18 protein-coding genes are annotated in these 18,903 nt (G+C 38.5%); 11 read left to right on the top strand and 7 right to left on the bottom strand.

Translation table 11 applies throughout. The features are described from left to right. Position 1 precedes the first annotated feature (1 nt). On the bottom strand, positions 2-2,437 hold the full coding sequence (locus A3Q33_RS04975) for a penicillin acylase family protein (protein WP_081182311.1): 2,436 nt from the start codon (positions 2,435-2,437) through the stop codon (positions 2-4). 280 nt (positions 2,438-2,717) lie between these two features. On the opposite strand from A3Q33_RS04975, the gene A3Q33_RS04970 reads away from it, so the two are divergent. From A3Q33_RS04970 to msrQ, 7 genes are all read left to right on the top strand, one after another. Further along, on the top strand, positions 2,718-3,350 hold the full coding sequence (locus A3Q33_RS04970; protein ID WP_155866704.1) for a nucleotidyltransferase family protein: 633 nt from the start codon (positions 2,718-2,720) through the stop codon (positions 3,348-3,350). Positions 3,351-3,428: 78 nt separating this feature from the next. Continuing rightward, positions 3,429-3,899 (top strand): (2Fe-2S)-binding protein, encoded by a 471-nt coding sequence (locus A3Q33_RS04965; protein WP_081178989.1) that lies wholly within the window; start codon positions 3,429-3,431, stop codon positions 3,897-3,899. A 2-nt stretch (positions 3,900-3,901) separates the two neighbouring features. Continuing rightward, positions 3,902-6,157, top strand: coding sequence for a xanthine dehydrogenase family protein molybdopterin-binding subunit (locus A3Q33_RS04960; protein ID WP_081178988.1), 2,256 nt, complete (start codon positions 3,902-3,904; stop codon positions 6,155-6,157). A 169-nt stretch (positions 6,158-6,326) separates the two neighbouring features. Next, positions 6,327-6,878, top strand: coding sequence for a DUF2058 domain-containing protein (locus A3Q33_RS04955; protein WP_081178987.1), 552 nt, complete (start codon positions 6,327-6,329; stop codon positions 6,876-6,878). A 55-nt stretch (positions 6,879-6,933) separates the two neighbouring features. Beyond that, positions 6,934-7,296 (top strand): glutaredoxin family protein, encoded by a 363-nt coding sequence (locus A3Q33_RS04950; protein ID WP_081178986.1) that lies wholly within the window; start codon positions 6,934-6,936, stop codon positions 7,294-7,296. Positions 7,297-7,442: 146 nt separating this feature from the next. Then, positions 7,443-8,453: a protein-methionine-sulfoxide reductase catalytic subunit MsrP gene (msrP, locus tag A3Q33_RS04945; protein ID WP_081178985.1), complete on the top strand. Its 1,011-nt coding sequence runs from the start codon at positions 7,443-7,445 to the stop codon at positions 8,451-8,453. Beyond that, on the top strand, positions 8,453-9,094 hold the full coding sequence (gene msrQ / locus A3Q33_RS04940; RefSeq protein WP_353615520.1) for a protein-methionine-sulfoxide reductase heme-binding subunit MsrQ: 642 nt from the start codon (positions 8,453-8,455) through the stop codon (positions 9,092-9,094). The genes msrP and msrQ overlap by 1 nt, the downstream gene beginning before the upstream one ends. 84 nt (positions 9,095-9,178) lie before the next feature. On the opposite strand, the gene A3Q33_RS04935 is transcribed toward msrQ, so the two are convergent. Next, positions 9,179-9,460 carry a peptidylprolyl isomerase gene (locus A3Q33_RS04935; protein WP_081178984.1) on the bottom strand — a complete coding sequence of 94 codons (282 nt, stop codon included), beginning with the start codon at positions 9,458-9,460 and terminating at the stop codon, positions 9,179-9,181. Positions 9,461-9,746: 286 nt separating this feature from the next. Here A3Q33_RS04935 and A3Q33_RS04930 point away from each other — a divergent pair, with 286 nt between their 5' ends. The 4 genes from A3Q33_RS04930 (at position 9,747) to A3Q33_RS04915 (ending at position 12,949) form a co-directional block, all read left to right on the top strand. Beyond that, on the top strand, positions 9,747-10,640 hold the full coding sequence (locus tag A3Q33_RS04930; protein WP_081178983.1) for a hydrogen peroxide-inducible genes activator: 894 nt from the start codon (positions 9,747-9,749) through the stop codon (positions 10,638-10,640). Between the two features lie 73 nt (positions 10,641-10,713). Then, positions 10,714-11,265, top strand: a complete 552-nt coding sequence (locus tag A3Q33_RS04925; RefSeq protein WP_081178982.1) for an RNA polymerase sigma factor — start codon at positions 10,714-10,716, stop codon at positions 11,263-11,265. Beyond that, the gene (locus A3Q33_RS04920) at positions 11,255-11,992 is read left to right on the top strand and encodes a hypothetical protein (protein ID WP_081178981.1); all 738 of its coding nucleotides are present in this window, start codon (positions 11,255-11,257) and stop codon (positions 11,990-11,992) included. Before A3Q33_RS04925 ends, A3Q33_RS04920 begins: the two co-directional genes overlap by 11 nt. A 3-nt stretch (positions 11,993-11,995) precedes the next feature. Then, a complete protein-coding gene (locus A3Q33_RS04915) occupies positions 11,996-12,949 on the top strand; it encodes a hypothetical protein (protein ID WP_081178980.1) in 954 nt (317 codons plus the stop codon). A gap of 227 nt (positions 12,950-13,176) precedes the next feature. Here A3Q33_RS04915 and A3Q33_RS04910 read toward each other — a convergent pair whose 3' ends face one another. The 5 genes from A3Q33_RS04910 to A3Q33_RS04890 form a co-directional block, all read right to left on the bottom strand. Continuing rightward, the gene (locus tag A3Q33_RS04910; protein WP_081178979.1) at positions 13,177-13,689 is read right to left on the bottom strand and encodes a hypothetical protein; all 513 of its coding nucleotides are present in this window, start codon (positions 13,687-13,689) and stop codon (positions 13,177-13,179) included. Between the two features lie 356 nt (positions 13,690-14,045). Further along, complete coding sequence (locus A3Q33_RS04905) at positions 14,046-16,220, bottom strand: malate synthase G (protein WP_081178978.1); 2,175 nt, start codon at positions 16,218-16,220, stop codon at positions 14,046-14,048. 461 nt (positions 16,221-16,681) lie between these two features. Further along, complete coding sequence (locus A3Q33_RS04900) at positions 16,682-17,398, bottom strand: LrgB family protein (RefSeq protein WP_081182307.1); 717 nt, start codon at positions 17,396-17,398, stop codon at positions 16,682-16,684. Between the two features lie 5 nt (positions 17,399-17,403). Further along, a complete protein-coding gene (locus A3Q33_RS04895) occupies positions 17,404-17,772 on the bottom strand; it encodes a CidA/LrgA family protein (protein WP_231295778.1) in 369 nt (122 codons plus the stop codon). 24 nt (positions 17,773-17,796) lie between these two features. Beyond that, complete coding sequence (locus A3Q33_RS04890; RefSeq protein ID WP_081178977.1) at positions 17,797-18,732, bottom strand: LysR family transcriptional regulator; 936 nt, start codon at positions 18,730-18,732, stop codon at positions 17,797-17,799. Positions 18,733-18,903: the final 171 nt, after the last annotated feature.

Genomic DNA, 18,903 nt, shown 5'->3' with positions numbered 1-18,903 from the left:
GCTAGTAATTTAGTAAAGTAAGCTTGTATTTGCTTGCTCCGGGTAAGAATGGAGAAGCTTCGCCTTTGATCCAGCTTTCATGGCCTAAACCATAATATGGGCTCCACGGGTGGCCAGACTGACTGGTCGGCATATGAAAAATACCATTTTCTTCATGGCCAGGAGAAACAGACATACGCTGCGATGCACCAAATGATTGTCCTTGAACTCTTGGCATATAGCTATCGCCGGGTAATGCTACTTCAGGCATATCGAGCCATTGACCAATAAATGGCACCGCACGGCTCAAAGGGTGCTGTATTTTACTGGTATTCTGTTTACCCCAAGTGGCATTTGCCAGTGTGGTTGACTCGGTCATTTCTGTAAGTGTTTTTTCTAGGCTTTCTTCGAATAAAGCAGCCCAGCTATCGTGGCTGCGCCAGAGAAAGTTTTCTGGCTGCTGGTTAATCAACTGCCATAAAGGTGTTTCTATTTGGTGTCGTATGGTATTAAAACTGTAGTTGTCATCAAGCTTGGTCATATTTTCATTGAAGATATCGAAAACTTGATCTCTAACATTTAGTCTAAAATTTCTGATCAAGCGGTAGGCAACAGAATCTGTACTGGCATATAAGTTATTATCCTTGATAATCTCTTTCACTTCATGCCATTCCTGGTGCTTAGCTAACATAATGTCAGTGAGTACGTCAGACAAGATAAAGCTTTGCCATCGTAGTAAAAATTTGGCGCTATCATCAAGGGCAATATTAAGTAATGCTTGTTCATCAAACGAAGTTTTAGCTTCTAGGTTTTGCTTTATTTGAGCAGACCGTGCGCCAATGGCATAGCCGCCATTTCCCACTTTTTTCAGCATATCGGCACCGATAACGCGAGAATTAGCCGTCCATAAGCGTGAATTTTTAGGGTTGATCACTTTCGGGTAATCTTTCGCAGGTAAAAAACCTAGCCATTTATTTTCGCCGTTAGCCCAAGAGGTTGGTGTTTCACCAAACATTGCGCTGCGTTGCGGTATCGGCCCCATAATGGTCCAGCCAATATTACCTTGTTTATCGCCCACCACTAAGTTTTGTGCTGGCATGCCGGCACGTGCTGCAATAGCAATGGCTTGTTGAACATTTTCTGCTGTTTCAAACTCAGTGATCACCATGTTAACCGCCGCTTTGTCATGAGCAACCCAGCGGTATGCCAGTAAATCCCCTTGAGCGTTTTCACCAATAACGGGGCCCCAAATAGTGTCCGTAACGGTAATGTCGACAGCTTCTTGACCTTTTACCGCAATAATCTGTTTGCGTTTAATAAAACGTTGATAGCCGTTAGGGGTTAAGTATTGGCTTTTGTCAGCATTAGTTTCAAGCACGATAACATCGCTCCAATCACCATAACTGTTAGTAAAACCCCAAGCAATATGACCATTGCTACCAATAATAATGTTGGGTGTGCCGGGTAGCGTTGCGCCAGTTACTTTTACATTAGTATTAGCCGCACTTTTATATTCGAAAGATGCTCTAAACCAAGTGTTTGGTACGCGAATACCTAAATGCATGTCGTTAGCAACTATTGCGCTGCCAGTGGCGCTTATAGCTCCACCTACGGCCCAGTTGTTAGAACCGGGGAACTCTTCACTTTGTGCTGACTTCGCTCTGGTAAGTGACGATGGAGTTAGGTTAATTAAAGCTTTGTTTAGTGGTTGATAATTTAGCTGCGCTGCCAACTTTTCGCTAGAAGCCGATGGCCAAGGTGCTTGGGGTAATGGTGATGATGGAAACTCTGTGCCATCAATCGCAGCATCCCAACGACTGCCCTTAGGGTTGAGGAATGAAAACACCTCAGGGCTTAATACTGAGTGTAATAAACCTAAAGTGCGTTCGCGTTTACCCTCTTGATATTGCAAGTCTATATACATACTGAGCACTGTTAATATCGTATCTTCTTCTTGCCATTCAACGGGCGCTTGGCGTAGCAGTAAATACTCAAAAGGGGCGGCCTTGAGATATTTTAGTCCTTGATTTACCCCACGGGTGTAGGATTTTAAAAGCGCTGAGTCGGTTGCAGACATTTGTGAAATTATGGCAGAAGCTCTTTCTCTAAAACGGTGACGTCGGATTTTACTATCATAGTCTATGGCAGCGGCACCAAATAAGCTGGCGAGTTCTCCTGCTGAATTTCGGCGTAATAAATCCATTTGAAAAAAGCGTTCTTGGGCATGAACAAAGCCTGTTGCCAGCGCTATATCTAAGCGATTATTTGCTTTGATGGTGGCAATACCTTGTTGGTCACGCTCTATGGTGGCGTTATCAGATAAGCCATAGAGTGTTTGTTTACCGTCTAATTGCGGTAATGCACTATCAATTTGGCTGTATATCCATGTACTTAAAGTGGCCATTACTAAGAAGAGAATAAATAATATGCTGATCAAAGTAGTTTTTAAAAGTTTCATTAAGGTAAACAAAGTAACAATTATAGATAAGTTAGAGTACCTTAAAACAAAAGAAGTTTGAATCCTGAAGGCCATCCTAATAATATCAATATTTTTTTGTCATGTTTTATTGATATTATTTGAATAGTTATGGCTGATATCAATTGAAATTACCTGATTGGACCAATAGGCTGTTACACTTTAGGGTGCTTATAATCAGCAGGTTAAGTTGAAGTTATTCATTTTAACCATTAAAAATGAGCAGCTAATTAATCAACTTAATGGTTTAGAGGGAGAGGCAATGACAAGTCACTTAAATAATAATGTTGCTATTATTGTGTTAGCTGCAGGGCAGTCTTCTCGCTTAGGACAAATGAAACAATTAATCACTATTAAAGAAAAAAGCTTGGTTGAATGGCAATTAGAGCAAGCGTTAAAGGTGTCTAGCAAGGTTTATTGTGTGTTAGGTTTTAATGCAAGTGAAGTTAAAGCCCGAATTGACCATTTACCCATAAATACTATTATTAATAAAAAATTCTCAGGTGGCATGGGCTCATCGATTGCCGCAGGTGTTGCCGCGCTAACAGCGGATATAAAAGCGGTTATGATCGTGTTAGTTGACCAATGGCAGTTAACCGAAAAAGATTTGATTCGGCATCAAAATTTTTGGCAAGAATCACCTAACGCTATTGTTGTTGCACAAGACACAAATATGGCAGCGGCAGTCAATAGTGCTAAAATTGGTCCGCCGGTAATATTTTCACAACATTATTTTGCAGATTTAACACAGTTAACAGGTACACAAGGCGCAAAGCCATTACTAGAAAAATACCAAGATAATTTATTAAAAGTACCACTGGCACATGCGTTTTTCGATATAGATACGCCTGAACAATTGAACGATATGTATAAAAAACTCGGCATTAAAACATAACGTAACTCGCATGAAAAAAGGTTAATTTAAAACTGTGCTAACGAAAGCAACGTTAAATAAACGAAAGGAAACGATTGCATGATCACCCTAACTATCAACGGTAAAGAACATCAATTTAATGATGATGGCGATATGCCATTGTTGTGGGTACTGAGAGATATTTTAAAATATACCGGTACTAAATATGGCTGCGGTAAAGGCTTATGTGGTGCATGTACTGTGCATGTTGATGGCCAACCTGTACGCTCATGCGTCATGCCTGTATCGGCGGTCGCTAATCAGAAAATTACGACTATTGAAGGGCTTTCAGAGCAGGGTGAACATCCTGTTCAACAAGCTTGGCAAGATTTAAATGTGCCTCAGTGTGGTTATTGTCAGTCGGGCCAAATTATGTCCGCAGTCGCTTTATTAGAACGCGAACCTCATCCAAGCGATAAAGATATCGAGCTTGCCATGAGTGGTAATATTTGTCGCTGTGGTACGTATCAACGAATCAAAGAAGCGATTCATTTAGCCGCAGACTTAGCCACTGAAGTAAAAGGAAGCTGATCATGAAACACATTGAAAATGTTAGCCGTCGCGGCTTCTTAAAAAAATTGGGTATCAGTTCTACGGCGCTAGTGCTTGGAGTACAATTACCTGCAATGCTCACTATTCCAAAAGCTTTGGCCGGTGTTACAGGTTCAGATAAGTTTTCACCCAGTGTTTATGTGCAAATAGGCGCTGATAACATTGTCAGTATTGTGGTGCATCGTTCGGAAATGGGTCAAGGGATCAGAACCAGTATTCCGATGATTGTTGCCGACGAACTCGGTGCTGATTGGCAACAAATAGCGGTTGTTCAAGGCTTAGGAGATAAAAAATATGGCAGTCAAAATACTGATGGATCACGCTCAGTAAGACGTTTTTATCAACCCTTGCGTGAAGCAGGCGCTGCGGCGCGCATGATGTTGCAAGAGGCTGCAGCCAAACAGTGGCAAGTAGACGTTAGTGAAACAACAGCCATAAATAGCACTATTGTGCATGAAAAAACTGGCCGAGAATTATCATTTGGTAGCTTAGTTTCAGCCGCGAGTAAGTTAGTCATACCAGCCCAATCTGCATTAGTCTTAAAAGATAAAAAAGACTTTAACCTCATTGGTAAATCTGATGTGGCATTAGTTGATGGTGAAAAAATCGCAACGGGTGATACCACTTACGGGTTTGATATTGAATTAGATAACATGCAATACGCTGTTATCGCCAGACCACCAGTATTAGGCGCAAAAGTTAAATCATTCAACGGCGATGCTGCCAAAGCAATAGCGGGTGTTATTGATGTTGTGCAATTACCTGACCTAGAAGAGCCTGCGGTATTTAAACCATTGGGTGGTGTTGCGGTTATTGCTAAAAATACTTGGGCAGCAATAAAAGGTCGGGAAGCGTTAGCCATTCAATGGCATGAAAGTAAGCATAAAAGTTACAACAGTGCAGAATACAAAAAAGCATTAGCTGACAGTTGTGATAATCCTGCGAAAGTATTGCGCAGTAAAGGTAATGTGAGTAAAGCGTTAACTGATGCTAAACAAGTGATTACCGCATCGTATTATGTACCAGAATTAATCCATGTTCCGATGGAGCCGCCAGCCGCCACTGCGCATTTTCATGACGGTATTTTCGACATCTGGGCCTGTACGCAAACACCGCAATCAGCACAGGGCACAGTGGCACAAATAATGGGAGTTGCACCCGAAAAAGTTAATATTAACGTTACCTTGCTTGGGGGAGGCTTTGGTCGCAAGTCTAAGCCAGACTTTATTGTTGAAGCTGCGATTTTATCTAAACAGCTAAATCTACCGATTAAGGTGATGTGGACACGTGAAGATGAAATTCAAAACGGCTATTATCATGCGGTAAGTTATCAAAAACTAGCGGCAGGTATTGACGACGCTGGCAAGGTTACAGCGTGGCAACACCATGTTGCCGAGCCCACTATCGGCTCAACCTTTAGTAAAGGTGCAGACTTAATTGGCTCAGAAGCAAGTTTGGGCTTTATAGATATGCCTTACGATATTGCAAATGTTAGCTGTGCTATCGGTAAAGCACCTGCACATACCCGTATCGGTTGGATGCGCTCTGTAACCAACATAAACCATGCTTTTGCAGTGAGTTCATTTATTGATGAGCTTGCCCAGGCAAAAGGCTTGGACAGTAAAGACAACCTATTAGCCATGCTCGGCGCCGATCGAAAAATTGATTTTTCGAAAGAAAATGCTGAATACGGAAATTATGGGGAAACACTAGAGAAGTTCCCTGTTGATACCGCACGCATGAAAGCCGTGATTGAAAAAGTCAGTACGATGGCAAAATGGGGCAGAAAACTCCCTAAAGGCCGTGGTCTTGGCATTGCGATGCATCGAAGCTTTGTTAGTTACGTTGCCTGTGTTGTTGAGGTGTCAGAAAATAGTGACGGGAAAATTAAAGTCGACGATGTATGGATGGCGGTAGATTGTGGATTAGCGGTAAATCCTGAACGCATTCGATCGCAAATGGAAGGCGCGGCTATTTTTGCTTTATCGTTAACCTTCTTCAGTGAGCTAACCGCGAAAAACGGTGTTATTGAGCAAAATAACTTTGACAGTTATCAAGTCGCTCGAATTGGCGATGCGCCAACCACGCATGTAGAAATAATTGACAGTGACGCACCTCCTGGTGGTGTGGGTGAACCGGGTGTTCCACCCATTGCGCCCGCTATTTGTAATGCTATTTTTAATGCTACAGGCAAGCGTTATCGAGAACTACCATTGAAGCAATATGGCATTGTTTAACTAAATAATGGCTTAGTAGCCTAGGTGTAGCACATAGATATCATTGTTAAATACTTTAAAAAGCAGCAATTTATGCTGCTTTTTTATTGAATGGTGTTAAATAGCAAATGACCTGATAAAATAGCTCCCATATAGATACTTAATTAGCATTCTACAGCAGGAAATATAGATGGCTTCTTTACAAGAGCAGTTGCTAAAAGCAGGTTTAACCACCAAGCAAAAAGCACGACAAGCAAACAGTGATAAACGCAAAACCGGCAAACAAAAGCGCAGCGGCGTGAAGGTTGATGCCAGTTTACAAGAGCAAGTAAAGCAAGAACTTGAGTTGGCGAAAAAAGAAAAGCTAGCGCGCGATACCGCTTTAAATAATGAGAAAAAATCAGCATTAATTGCCAAAGAACAACAGCTGAGAATTTTACAAATCTTGCAACATCATCAAGTGACTAATGTTAATGGTGAAGCAGAATATAATTACACCTTTAATAGTAAAATTAAGAAGTTATTTGTTGATGGTGTAACGCATAAAGCCTTAGTTAATGGTCGTTTAGCATTATGTGGTATTGACGATAAGACTTATATTGTCACCTCAGAAACAGCAGAGAAAGTCGCGAGTTTAGATAAAAGCGTTATTTTGGTGCAAAACACTAAAGTTGCTGAAGATATTATTGCTGAAGATGACCCTTATGCAGAATTTCAAATTCCTGATGATATGATGTGGTAATTCAATCATTTTATTCTTTTAGTTTATTTACTTAACCGTGAGCACAAACCCTACTATGTTTTTAATTCGTTGGCCGATTGGCCGTTTAATTTTGTTATTAAATTTTATATTTTCTCCGAGTGCACCAAAGCGCACGCCACAGCTACAAAAAGAAGTTGATGCAAGCACAGCACACTTAAGCTTATATCAGCTACCTGCTTGTCCATTTTGTGTGAAAACCCGTCGTGCTATGAAGCGATTAGGCTTGAATATTGAGTTACGAAATATCAATCAAAATGAACAATTTCGTGAAGAATTAATTCGCGAGGGTGGTAAAAGAACGGTGCCTTGTTTAAAAATTACTAATGCAGATCAATCTATTACTTGGATGTATGAATCAAGTGAGATAATTAACTACTTAAATAAATTCTCAAGTTAAGCTGCGCTTTTATTTTATTGATTTGGTTTTCTTAAGAATTTTTTTACCTCTTTATGGGTCTTCTTATCATAAGTTATACCAAATCAATTAAGTAAGTGATCTATTATTTAATCCGATTAGTATAATTATCCTTATAAGAGGTAAATATGTTAATCAAAACTAAAAAAAATTATCAACTGTCTGAACAGCAAGTTACCGATGAAGCCGTTTATCATTCTAGGCGTGATCTTTTAAAAAAACTTGGATACCTTGGGGCCGGAAGTTTACTGGCGCAATCAGTTTCGGCTAATGCCGGTGCACTAGATTTTTTTAACAGTAAAAAAGAAGTATTGTTTCAGCGTCAAGCCTTAAAGTATGTACAAGCTGGCGAATCGTCGCAAATATTAACCCCTGAAGCTAAAGTTACCTCTCATAATAATTTTTATGAATTTGGGACCAACAAGGGCGACCCTCTAGAAAATGCCCAAGAATTTAACGTTAACCCTTGGCAATTAAGTATTTCTGGTGAAGTCGATAAACCTTACACCCTTGATTACGATGATCTATTTAAACGCTTTCCCTTAGAAGAACGTATATATCGCCTGCGCTGTGTTGAAGCATGGTCAATGGTTATTCCTTGGGTAGGTTTTGGGTTGGCAGAGCTAATTAAAAAAGCTGCGCCTAACTCTCGGGCAAAATATGTCGCCTTTGAAACCTTATATGATCCAAAACAGATGCCAGGACAAGATAGCCGGCGCATTGGTGGCGGTGTTGAATATCCTTATGTTGAAGGTTTACGTATTGATGAAGCCATGAACCCACTCACCTTTATGAGTGTCGGTTTATACGGTAAAACCCTACCAGCACAAAATGGTGCGCCTATTCGATTAGTTGTGCCGTGGAAATATGGTTTTAAAAGTATCAAATCAATTGTTGGTATTAAATTAGTTGAGCACAAACCACCCACCACATGGAATAGATTAGCCGATAATGAATACGGTTTTTATGCCAATGTAAATCCTGAAGTAGATCATCCCCGTTGGAGTCAAGCCAGTGAAAGACGCATAACAACCGGTGGCTTATTTGCTCGTAATCGCATTGCCACTTTACCCTTTAATGGTTATGGTGAAGAAGTTGCAGCCATGTATAAAGGTATGAACTTAAGGAAAAGCTATTAGTGCAAGCAGATGCAAACACGGCGGGTAAAGTATCTTTTAAAAGTGTTTTTTTACGTAATCGGGTATTGCTACTAAAAATTACTATTCATATGATGGCTTTTTTACCGCTATTGGCACTTTATTTATTGGCCTTTACTGATCAACTTGGCGCAGATCCTGTTGAGGACGTTATTCATTTTACCGGCATTGGCGCCTTTAATTTATTACTTATTTCCTTGCTCATAACCCCTGTGGCGAAAAAATATCGCCAAGGCTATTTATTACAAACAAGACGCTTACTTGGCTTGTATAGTTTTACCTATGCATTATTTCACTTACTGAATTTTTTAGCTTTTGAAGTACAGTTTGATCTTGCGCTATTTTTTGATGAGATAATTGACAGGCCATATATTACCGTAGGAATGGCCGCATTAATTATTCTTTTGTCTTTAGCAATAACATCAATAACCGCCATCAGACGGAAAATGGGTAAAAAGTGGCAAAAGTTACATAACTGGGTGTATGTTGCCGTATTACTGATTTCATTACACTTTTTTTGGTCAGTGAAGTCTGACATTGTCGAGCCAATGATTTATGTTGCTATGGCCGTATTTTTATTAAGCCTGCGCAAAGATAAAATTAAGCGATGGTTTAAAAGATAGCGTTGTTCAATAGATACAAAAAAGCGAAGGCATTACCCTTCGCTTTCAATTTAACTATTAGTTTAGTTATCAATATATTCGTTATTATTCGCCTCTAGAAGTTACTTCTAGTAAGTGATAACCAAACTGGGTTTTAACCGGTCCTTGCACTTCATTTAATGGCGCTGTAAATACAACCTCATCAAACTCTTGTACCATTTGGCCGCGACCAAAAGAACCTAATGCCCCACCTTGCGCTTTTGAAGGGCAATTTGAGTGTGCTTGTGCGATTGCTGTAAAATCTTCACCCGCTGCGATTTGTTGCTTTAATGTTAGACATTGCTCTTCAGTATCTACCAGTATATGACGTGCTGACGCTCTTAACATTTTATTACCTCTGATTTATTTTTACATCCTGAAGGACTTTAACGTATTTTTTTTGAGAATAACACTGTCATTACAATTAAATATTTTACATATCTTTACAAAGCGTACAGGTAATACTTGTATAAAAATCTGCTTTAAATTTCAACGCTGGCTGTTGATGTATTTATTTTGATTACTTATCGTTTTAATTAATTGAAATTCACCTTCTTAATAAGTTAAGTTAATTGGGTGAGCTAATAGCCTCATGAAAATACATTCTTCAATCTAATAAATTAATGAGCCTGGCATGTACCTACCTAATTTAAAACATTTACGCTATTTAGTGGCGCTACATCAACATCAACACTTCCATAAAGCCGCACAAGCTTGTTTTGTTAGTCAGTCAACCTTGAGTAGTGCAATTTTAAAGCTAGAGCAACAACTGGGCTGTCAATTAATTGAACGTGACAATAAGTCATTTTTATTTACTAGTCAGGGGAGTGAATTTGTTGAAAAAGCTCGCAAGTTACTGGTTGATGCTAATGACTTAGTTAATAGTGCTAAGCAACAAGGTCAAACCGATGGTGGTGTATTTAATATTGGTTGTATACCGACCATAGCGCCATATTTATTAACTGATTTAGTGCCGGCATGTCAGCAAGCGTTAAAAAACTTACGGATTTATTTTCGAGAAGACACCACAGATAATTTATTACATATGCTTAAAAATGGCGAACTTGATGTGGTTATTCTTGCTTTACCTATTGCACAAAGAGGCTTTGAAAGTTTAGTGGTTGGCAAAGATCACTTCTTCGCCGCCGGCGAGCCAAAATTAATGGCAAAGTTTAGTGAAAAACAAGATTATCAATGTTTACCTGAACATAGTGTTTTTCTGCTTTCAAATGAACATTGTTTAACTAAGCATGCATTATCTGCCTGCAAATTAGCGGATACCAGTCGCATTAACGCCTTTTCTGCCTCGAGTTTAGCAACTTTGGTACAGATGACAGCTTATCATCAAGGGTTTACTTTTTTACCTGAAATGGCGGTTAAAAAAGGCTTTTCTAAAGCCGAGGGTTTAACGATAGAGAAACTCTCAGGTAATGTTTATCGAGAAATTGCCTTGATGCGACGTTCAACGAGTGCAGAAACGCCGATATACCAAAAGCTATCAGCGATATTAATAAATTTATTAAAATAATTTGAAAATTTTCAAACTATTTTAATCCTCAACTCTACCTTTAATATAAGAAAGTAAATTAATAGGAAAATGCGTGTTTGAACGAAGCGATGAAACGCTAGTAAAACAAGCGCTGAAAGGTAAGAAATCAGCTTGGGTTACCTTAGTAAAACGGTATGAGAAAAACTTATACAACTACACTCTGCGTATGGTGAGTAATCCCGATGACGCCTTAGATTTGATGCAAGATGTATTTATGGCGGTTTTTCGTAACTTAGCGTCATTTCGTGGCGACAGTCCTTTTAAAGGTTGGATGTTTAAAATTGCTCATTATCGGTGTATTGAATTTTATCGCCGTAAAAAACCGACGCAATCACTCGATGATACACCTGAGCAAGAAGAGCAAAGTAGCGATGCCTGCCCTGAGGCGCATTTATTTTCTGGTCAACAAGCCAGCCTATTAAATAAAGCGATACACACTTTACCGGTCAATCAAAAATTAGTGGTGGAGTTGAAGTTTTTTCAACACTGTACTTTTGATGATATTGCTAAACAGCTTGGCATATCTGTGAATACAGTAAAATCGCGTTTGTACAGTGCTTTAGATAAATTAAAAGATCATTTGGAGTTGGACAATGTCAAATAAAGAGTCAGATAAAGCAACAGATAAAGACATAGACAAAGCTGAATTGAAGCAAGAGCAAGCCTTTGCTGATTGGCTTGATGGTAAGTCAGAAGACTGTTCGTTAACGGGTGAAACACAATGGCAACAACGTAAAAATACCGTCAATGCTATTGAACATCAAGTAGCAATGTCTTCTGACGAAAAGGTCCCAGCATGGGATCGTGCTAGCGGCTTTGAAAACAATAAAAAATCGCTTTGGCAATGGCAATGGTTACCTGCGTTATCGCTGGCATTCTCTATTTTTGCTATCGCATTAGTGCTGTTTAAAGTTGAGCTTGTGGTGCAAGACAATGGCGTTTTATTAAGTTTTGCAGGTAACAGTACTCAGTTACAGGAGCAAAAACTAGCTAAGTTAGTCGATGAACGGTTGCAAAGTTTCGCTCAAGAGCAGCAAGTAGTTTTAGCTAACTATGCAGCGGATATTAAAGTGAAGCAGCAAGACAATAACCTGCAACTTGCCAGTTATATCATGGGGGCTTCACGACAAGAGCGTAAAGAGGATATCGGTGATTTTATTCAATATATTAATGCCGAGCGAAAAGATGAAATGCTCGAACACAAAATTAAATATCAAGCGCTAGAGCAGGCAATTAAATATAACAAAGCTTATCAAAGAGAAAGTGTTAAAGGCTTTGGACTAAAACAAGGTGACTTAAATACACCTGCTAATTGGACAACTGAGGAGTAGAATATGCATAAATTGAACTTATTTTCATCAAAGGTGTTGTTACCTTGTTTACTGATGTCGGGTGCTGTATTTGCCACTGAGCAGGGTAATGAACAATATGCTGCTATGCACAAACAGCTGTCAATTATGAGTGATATTATTAAGTCGTCAGTTTCTGATAAAACGGCAAAACAGTTATCAAAAATTAATAGTATTGAAAGTACTTATTTACGTGGCCAAGGAGTTGTTTTTACCATTAGTTCTGCGGCCAATAACAGCCAATGGGGAAATTATAGTTTTAACTTTTCTATGCCTGAAATGCCGTCTATGCCTGAGATGCCAATCGCACCATTAGCACCTGAACTGAATCAAAATTTTCACGAAAATTATGATATCGATATAAATGAAACGGTTAATCATGCCTTAGAGTCTGCTGCTGTAGGTTACGAAAGAGCGATGGAGATGTTTGAGAAAAACCGTGATAAAACTAAGCACCTTAGGGAAGAACAACGTGATCTTGCTTATAATTTACGGGATGTGGAGCGAGAAAAACGTGATTTAAATTATCAACTTTCGCGAGCCGGTGATGAGCGAAAAGCAGAAATTGAACAAGCGTTAAGCCAGCTTGTAGAGCAAGAAGCGAAATTACTTGGTCATAAGGAAAAAATTACGAAATTAGCCAGTAAAGCAATAGCCGAACAAAAAGTGGAGCAAAAATTAAGAATACAAGAACGTACCAACTACTATCAGCAATTAGCAGTAAAATTGACTGAAACACTCTGTTTATACGGCAATGGCTTAAAAGAGTTACCTAAAAATGAGCATGTTAGTGTTATTTTAAAGTCAGCGGGAGAAAAGTCAGCAAGTAGATATAAAGATAGAGTTCTGGTGTTTACTAAGCAAGATATCGCGAGTTGTTCAGCGGATAAAATTAGTGCTGACACATTAATGAGTAAAGGACAATCTTATCAATTCTAACAGTTAATAAGCAAAGCTGGGTGTGATTTTACAAAGCTAGAGTATGGGTATTATCAATGTATTAATACAAAGTCGACTAGTTAGACACTCTACGTTATACGCATCAGAAATGCCTAAATGGGTTGTAAGAGAATATAAAAAAACCGCTAACGAGCGGTTTTTTTATTGTGACGATTGTAGTTAAGCTTATAAAATTAGCTGAGAGTTAAATTAGCTGAGAGCTAAAATTAGCTTTTAATATGACTGCAATTTGGTTTTGAAGTTTTTTTGTTATTGTTAACAATTAAACTGGCTTTGCTTTTTTTATCTGTTTCGCTAATATTTTCATCTTTACTTTTAGTGCTAGCAGCAGAAAAATCGAAATAGGCCAGTATTTGTTGTAATTTGTCGTTAAATTTTGCAGCAAATACAAAAATGGAATTATTACTATCAAACTTACGTGGGACTAAATTGGAAAATTCTGCGACTTTAATACCAGGCAATGGTTGTCGAGACTCTTGAGGAAAGGAACGTGAAGCCTTTTGATGGTAAACATTGAATACTTCGCTGGTAATGCTGGGATAAGCGTAATTATTCGTCACTTTAATGGTAGGAGATTTCATTTTAATGATGACATTACTTTTAGTAAAAGCCAGTTGAACATTTGCTTTTACGTCTGTCTCTGCTTGAATCGTTGAGCAATATAAACCAACAATAACAATAATAGAGCTTAATAAATGAGGTTTAACTTGTCTTGTCATTTTGAATTTCTCATCAAATATCTATCCTAGATCTTTCCCTGATATCGACATAATACCATTATGTTACAAATTAATATAGATAAGGGCTTGCATTTACGCGAGGATAATAAGTCGAGCTGCATATTTTTTCAGACCAATAACCTAATTATAAAATATCATTTAAGCAAAACTGACGGCTATTATTCTGAGGTGTGGCAGGGGATCTATGCTTACTATTTGGACGTTATACTAGTAAATAAATGTCATAGTGATTTTGATTTTATCCAGGAAAAAAATAGGCCTATGTTCATAAGTATAATGACTTATAAGCACAGACCTTTAATGGCCTAAATATTTATATCCCTGTAACGATATACTTATTTAGCTTGGGCTTTAAATATAATTCTATTTTTATGCAATAAAGGCTCAGTATAACCATTGGGTTGGTTATGGCCTTGTAGTACTAGTTCTACTGCGGTTTGAAAAGCGATACTGTTATCAAAGTTACTCGACATTGCTTGGTATTGCGCGTCATTTTGGTTTTGCTTATCCACAACGGCAGCCATTTTTTTCAAGCTTGCAAGCACTTGTGCTTCGGTACAAATGTCATGTTGTAACCAATTAGCCATATGTTGACTTGAAATTCGTAACGTTGCGCGATCTTCCATTAAGCCAACATTATTAATATCAGGCACCTTTGAACAACCAACTCCTTGATCTATCCAGCGTACCACATAGCCTAAGATTCCTTGTGAATTATTGTCTAATTCATCAGAGATTTCTTGCGCAGACCATTGAGTATTTTCTGCTAAAGGTATCGTTAAAATATCGTCTACGTTAGCAGGTACACGGTTTTTTAGTTGTTGCTGCAATTGTAATACATTAACTTTATGGTAGTGCAAAGCATGTAAAGTAGCTGCAGTTGGCGACGGTACCCATGCGGTATTTGCGCCCGCTTCAACATGGTTTATTTTTGTTGCTAGCATATTAGCCATTTGATCAGGTATCGGCCACATGCCTTTACCTATTTGTGCTCTACCACTAAAGCCACAGGCTAAGCCAACATCAACATTGTTATCTTCATATGCTGAAATCCATTTTGTTAACTTGATATCAGCTTTTCTTGCCATAACGCCCGCGGCCATTGAGGTATGTATTTCGTCACCGGTTCTGTCGAGGAATCCTGTGTTGATAAATACTACGCGTTCTTTTGCCTCATAAATACAGGCTTTTAAGTTAATACTTGTTCGGCGCTCTTCATCCATAATACCCATTTTTAGGGTATTACGAGGCAGTGTTAAAAGGTCTTCAACACGGTCAAATAATTCATTTGCAAAGGCAACTTCTTCCGGACCATGCATTTTGGGTTTAACAATATAAACCGATCCTGTTTCACTGTTTTGTAAAGTATTTTGCTTATTAACGTCATAAGTTGAGATTAATGAGGTGATTACAGCATCCATGATGCCTTCAGGAATTTCATTATTTTGTTGGTCAATAATGGCATTATTTGTCATTAAATGGCCAACGTTACGGACAAACATCAAGCTACGCGCTTTGAGTTTACCTTGCGTACCTTCAAGGTTTTGATAACTTTTATCGGCATGCATCAAGCGTGTTTGTTGCTTACCTGATTTTTCAAATGTTTCAGATAACGTACCTTGATTTAAACCAAGCCAATTTTGATAAGCAATAACTTTGTCTTCTGCATCAACTGCGGCCACAGAGTCTTCACAATCCATGATGGTAGTTAGTGCAGACTCCATAGAGATACCACTTATACCTGCGGTGTCGCTTTTTGCAATTGTACTGTTTTGGTCAAATTCAATAATAAAATGTAAATCGTGCTGTTTAAAAACGAGCTCACTTGGCGCGGATTTTTCACCATTGAAGCCAATAAATAATGCCGGCTCTGCCAAGTTTGCGGTTTTACCGTTATTCAGTTCAATAACGAGTGCACCGTCTACAACTTGGTAACGCTGGGCATTATGGTGTGAACCATCAATTAACGGTATAGTTTGATCTAAAAAGTCTCGTGCAAAAGCAATAACCTTATCACCCCGTTTTGGGTTATAAGATTTTGTTTTTTCTGCTCCATCAGCATTAGAAATAACATCTGAGCCATATAATGCATCGTACAAACTACCCCAGCGAGCGTTTACCGCATTTAAGGCAAAGCGGGCGTTCATTACTGGCACCACAAGCTGCGGACCGGCTATTGTGGCTAATTCAGCATCAACATTTTTTGTCGATATAGTAAAGTCCGCTACTGGTTTAGCGAGATAGCCAATATCTTTTAAAAAGCTTTTATAGTCAGCAAAAACAAAATTATCAGCGGGGTGTGCTTGATGATAAGCCGTTATTTGTTGTTGCAGTGAAGTGCGCTTGGACAATAGGGCTTTATTCTTCGGGCTTAAATCAGCGATAAGCTTTGAAAAACCATCCCAAAACGTATTTGAAGCGATTGCAGTGCCAGGGAGAACTTGTTCGTTAACAAAGCTATATAACTCTTCTGCTACCTGTAAATTTGAGATGGAAATTCTTTTTGTCATGGGACACCTTTCTTGAAAGTTTGGAAGTAACATCCATTTGACTGATTAAATAGTGCACAGATAATTAATAAGTCAAATAGGGATAAATTTTTATGCTTTAAGACATTGAGGAAAAACTATTACCTGCAATGTAGAAATATTGTCTAGCTGATGCAATAGCTGCGAGTAAAAAATAAGTATATTTTAGCCATGACTTTTGTAATTCAAGTCGTTCGAATTAATTTAACTGCTTGCTTTTTAATAGATAAGTATTTTTTTATTTCACTTTATCATCGCTATATTCATATTATTGTTTGTTGTTATCTTTGCTATTCATACTGAGAATGAATCATAAACAAGGCCTGTGCTATTTTATACAGATAAGCTGGCTCATTGAGATAAATGATACAGACATATCGTTGTTATAATATATGACAAAGGCGTTAACGCAAATTTTTCCATATAAATCGCTTTTAAAAATACTACAAAAGCATAGCTAAAAAACTGATGATAAATGGACTAATAAATGCTGTGATTACTGCAGAAGCAATCAACGCCAGTGAGCCATAAGCGGCATGCTCGTAACTTATGTTACTGACGGTTGCTGTACCAATAGCGTGGCTCGCAGCGCCAATTGCCAATCCCTGTGCTTTTGGTGATTTCACCTTAATATACCTTAACCAAGGAGGGCCAACCAAAGCGCCAAAAAATCCTGCGAGAATAATGGCAAAAGCCGTTATCGCTGTATTGCCGTCTAACTGACCCGCTATAGCAATGGCAATGGGTGTGGTAACCGACTTTAAAGAAAGTGCAACGGCTATCGTGTAATCCCCTATCAACAGCATAGTGATAACAAAACTGCTGACAATGGCAATGAATGCCCCAATGAATAGCACGAATATGATGCTTTTCCACTGCTTTTTAATAGTTTCTAAGTGTTGATAAAGTGGAAAACCTAATGCGACAACCGCCGGCTCTAGTAAGGCATTGAGAAACCAAGAGCTTGAAAAATAACGTTCAAAGCTGACGTCTTGCCAAAGCAAAATAATAATAGTGACTAAAATACTTACTAGCATTGGCTGTAACCAAATTGCGTTCAATTTACGTTGAAATACGGCCGTAAATTGAAATAGCGCAATGGTGCCAATAATAGTAAAAATCGAGGACAGCATATGAGTGCTTAATAGTTCAGGTAACATTTGCGTCACTCGTCGTCGTCAGCGAATCGCTGATAATGTAAACCTACAACAGTCAGTAATATGAAGGTGGTTAGAAAAGTAATCGCGACTATAGCGATGCCGAATTGTTTGATTAATTCAAAGTGGTTCATAATACCAACGCCAGCAGGAACAAAACATACGCCCATATGTTTTAAGCACCAAACGACACTGCTTTTAATATGATCAGCGTTAAAAATCCGAAAATGCAGTGTCAGGGTAAAAATAATCAACCCGTATAAGCTACCCGGTAATATGGGGGCCGCATAAGCGCACAACTTACCAAGCGCAACACAACTAAAAATGGCAAATATGCTATACAAAGCATTGAATGTTTTTTTCTTAAATGTGATCACACTCACTACGTCCTTATTGCTTTGTTAGCCTTCTTTGGCCGCTTCAATAACCAACTGTCTAAACCATATATGACTAGCATCATGATGCAACAGGGGGCTCCATATCATTTTAAGCTCAATATCTGGAATATCGAATGGCGGTTTGAGCACGGTATAATTAGCATCGTTTTTATGAATTAATGCCGCACGCGTAGGCAAGGTGGCGACTAGTTCATCTTCAAGTGCTAATTGCATTGCCACGTGATAATTTCGGGTAAAGACTTTAATATCACGTTGTTTACCTAAACGCGCTAATGCTTCATCAACCCAACCTAATTTTTGCACATCTTTAGGATCCATACCAACACCGACACCAAAGCCAGTTTTTGATACCCAAACATGTTTAGCGCTCAGATAAGTATTTAAGTTAAATTTTTCAACAACGGGATTATCAGCACTTAATAGGCATGAGAAGGAATCTCGCCAAATAGTTTTTTGATGAAATGATTGTGGCAACTCATCAAAACGATTGATAGCCATGTCAATTTTACCGGCCTCAACATCATGAAAATTAACATCACTAGGGGTCATTATGTCAATGGTAACATTAGGCGCTATTTTGTTGATGCGCTTTAATAACTTGGGTAATAACGTAGAGGCTGCGTAGTCACTTGCCATCAGACGAAAAACTCGTTGGCTATTTTGTTCGTTAAATTCTTCTTCACCTTGGAGTGCTTCTTCTAGCTCCAATAAAATTTTTCGAATCGCAGGTGCTAGAGCTCGAGATCGTTCAGTAGGCACCATACCATCAGAAGTCCTCACTAAAATAGGGTCGTTAAAAAGTGTTCGCAGTCTTTTTAAACCATTACTCATTGCTGGTTGAGTTATATTTAACTGGCCAGCAGCGCGAGTAACATTCTTCTCTCTGAGTAATACATCAAGATAAATCAGCAGATTTAAATCTATTTTTGAGATATTCATAAAATTAATAACCTAGAACATAAACATAACTTAGATATATGTCATGGCTAATGGGGATAATCAAGTAAATTTGATGGAAAAATTAAATTAATTTTAGCGTAATTTATATGAATAATTCATAACATGAGTTATTACTGCTTGAATATATTGGATTATTTACAATGATACTTT

Origin of the sequence: Colwellia sp. PAMC 21821, from assembly GCF_002077175.1 — a bacterium.
In the GTDB taxonomy this organism is placed as follows: Bacteria; Pseudomonadota; Gammaproteobacteria; order Enterobacterales; family Alteromonadaceae; genus Cognaticolwellia.
The sequence above is the reverse complement of the archived record's forward strand: the minus strand, read 5'-3'. Positions and strand labels throughout refer to the sequence as shown.

Coding starts and splice junctions, on each gene's coding strand:
- A3Q33_RS04975 (WP_081182311.1), bottom strand. CDS start 2,437: ATGAAACTTTTAAAAACTACTTTGATCAGCATATTATTTATTCTCTTC.
- A3Q33_RS04970 (WP_155866704.1), top strand. CDS start 2,718: ATGACAAGTCACTTAAATAATAATGTTGCTATTATTGTGTTAGCTGCA.
- A3Q33_RS04965 (WP_081178989.1), top strand. CDS start 3,429: ATGATCACCCTAACTATCAACGGTAAAGAACATCAATTTAATGATGAT.
- A3Q33_RS04960 (WP_081178988.1), top strand. CDS start 3,902: ATGAAACACATTGAAAATGTTAGCCGTCGCGGCTTCTTAAAAAAATTG.
- A3Q33_RS04955 (WP_081178987.1), top strand. CDS start 6,327: ATGGCTTCTTTACAAGAGCAGTTGCTAAAAGCAGGTTTAACCACCAAG.
- A3Q33_RS04950 (WP_081178986.1), top strand. CDS start 6,934: ATGTTTTTAATTCGTTGGCCGATTGGCCGTTTAATTTTGTTATTAAAT.
- msrP (WP_081178985.1), top strand. CDS start 7,443: ATGTTAATCAAAACTAAAAAAAATTATCAACTGTCTGAACAGCAAGTT.
- A3Q33_RS04935 (WP_081178984.1), bottom strand. CDS start 9,460: ATGTTAAGAGCGTCAGCACGTCATATACTGGTAGATACTGAAGAGCAA.
- A3Q33_RS04930 (WP_081178983.1), top strand. CDS start 9,747: ATGTACCTACCTAATTTAAAACATTTACGCTATTTAGTGGCGCTACAT.
- A3Q33_RS04920 (WP_081178981.1), top strand. CDS start 11,255: ATGTCAAATAAAGAGTCAGATAAAGCAACAGATAAAGACATAGACAAA.
- A3Q33_RS04915 (WP_081178980.1), top strand. CDS start 11,996: ATGCATAAATTGAACTTATTTTCATCAAAGGTGTTGTTACCTTGTTTA.
- A3Q33_RS04910 (WP_081178979.1), bottom strand. CDS start 13,689: ATGACAAGACAAGTTAAACCTCATTTATTAAGCTCTATTATTGTTATT.
- A3Q33_RS04905 (WP_081178978.1), bottom strand. CDS start 16,220: ATGACAAAAAGAATTTCCATCTCAAATTTACAGGTAGCAGAAGAGTTA.
- A3Q33_RS04900 (WP_081182307.1), bottom strand. CDS start 17,398: ATGTTACCTGAACTATTAAGCACTCATATGCTGTCCTCGATTTTTACT.
- A3Q33_RS04890 (WP_081178977.1), bottom strand. CDS start 18,732: ATGAATATCTCAAAAATAGATTTAAATCTGCTGATTTATCTTGATGTA.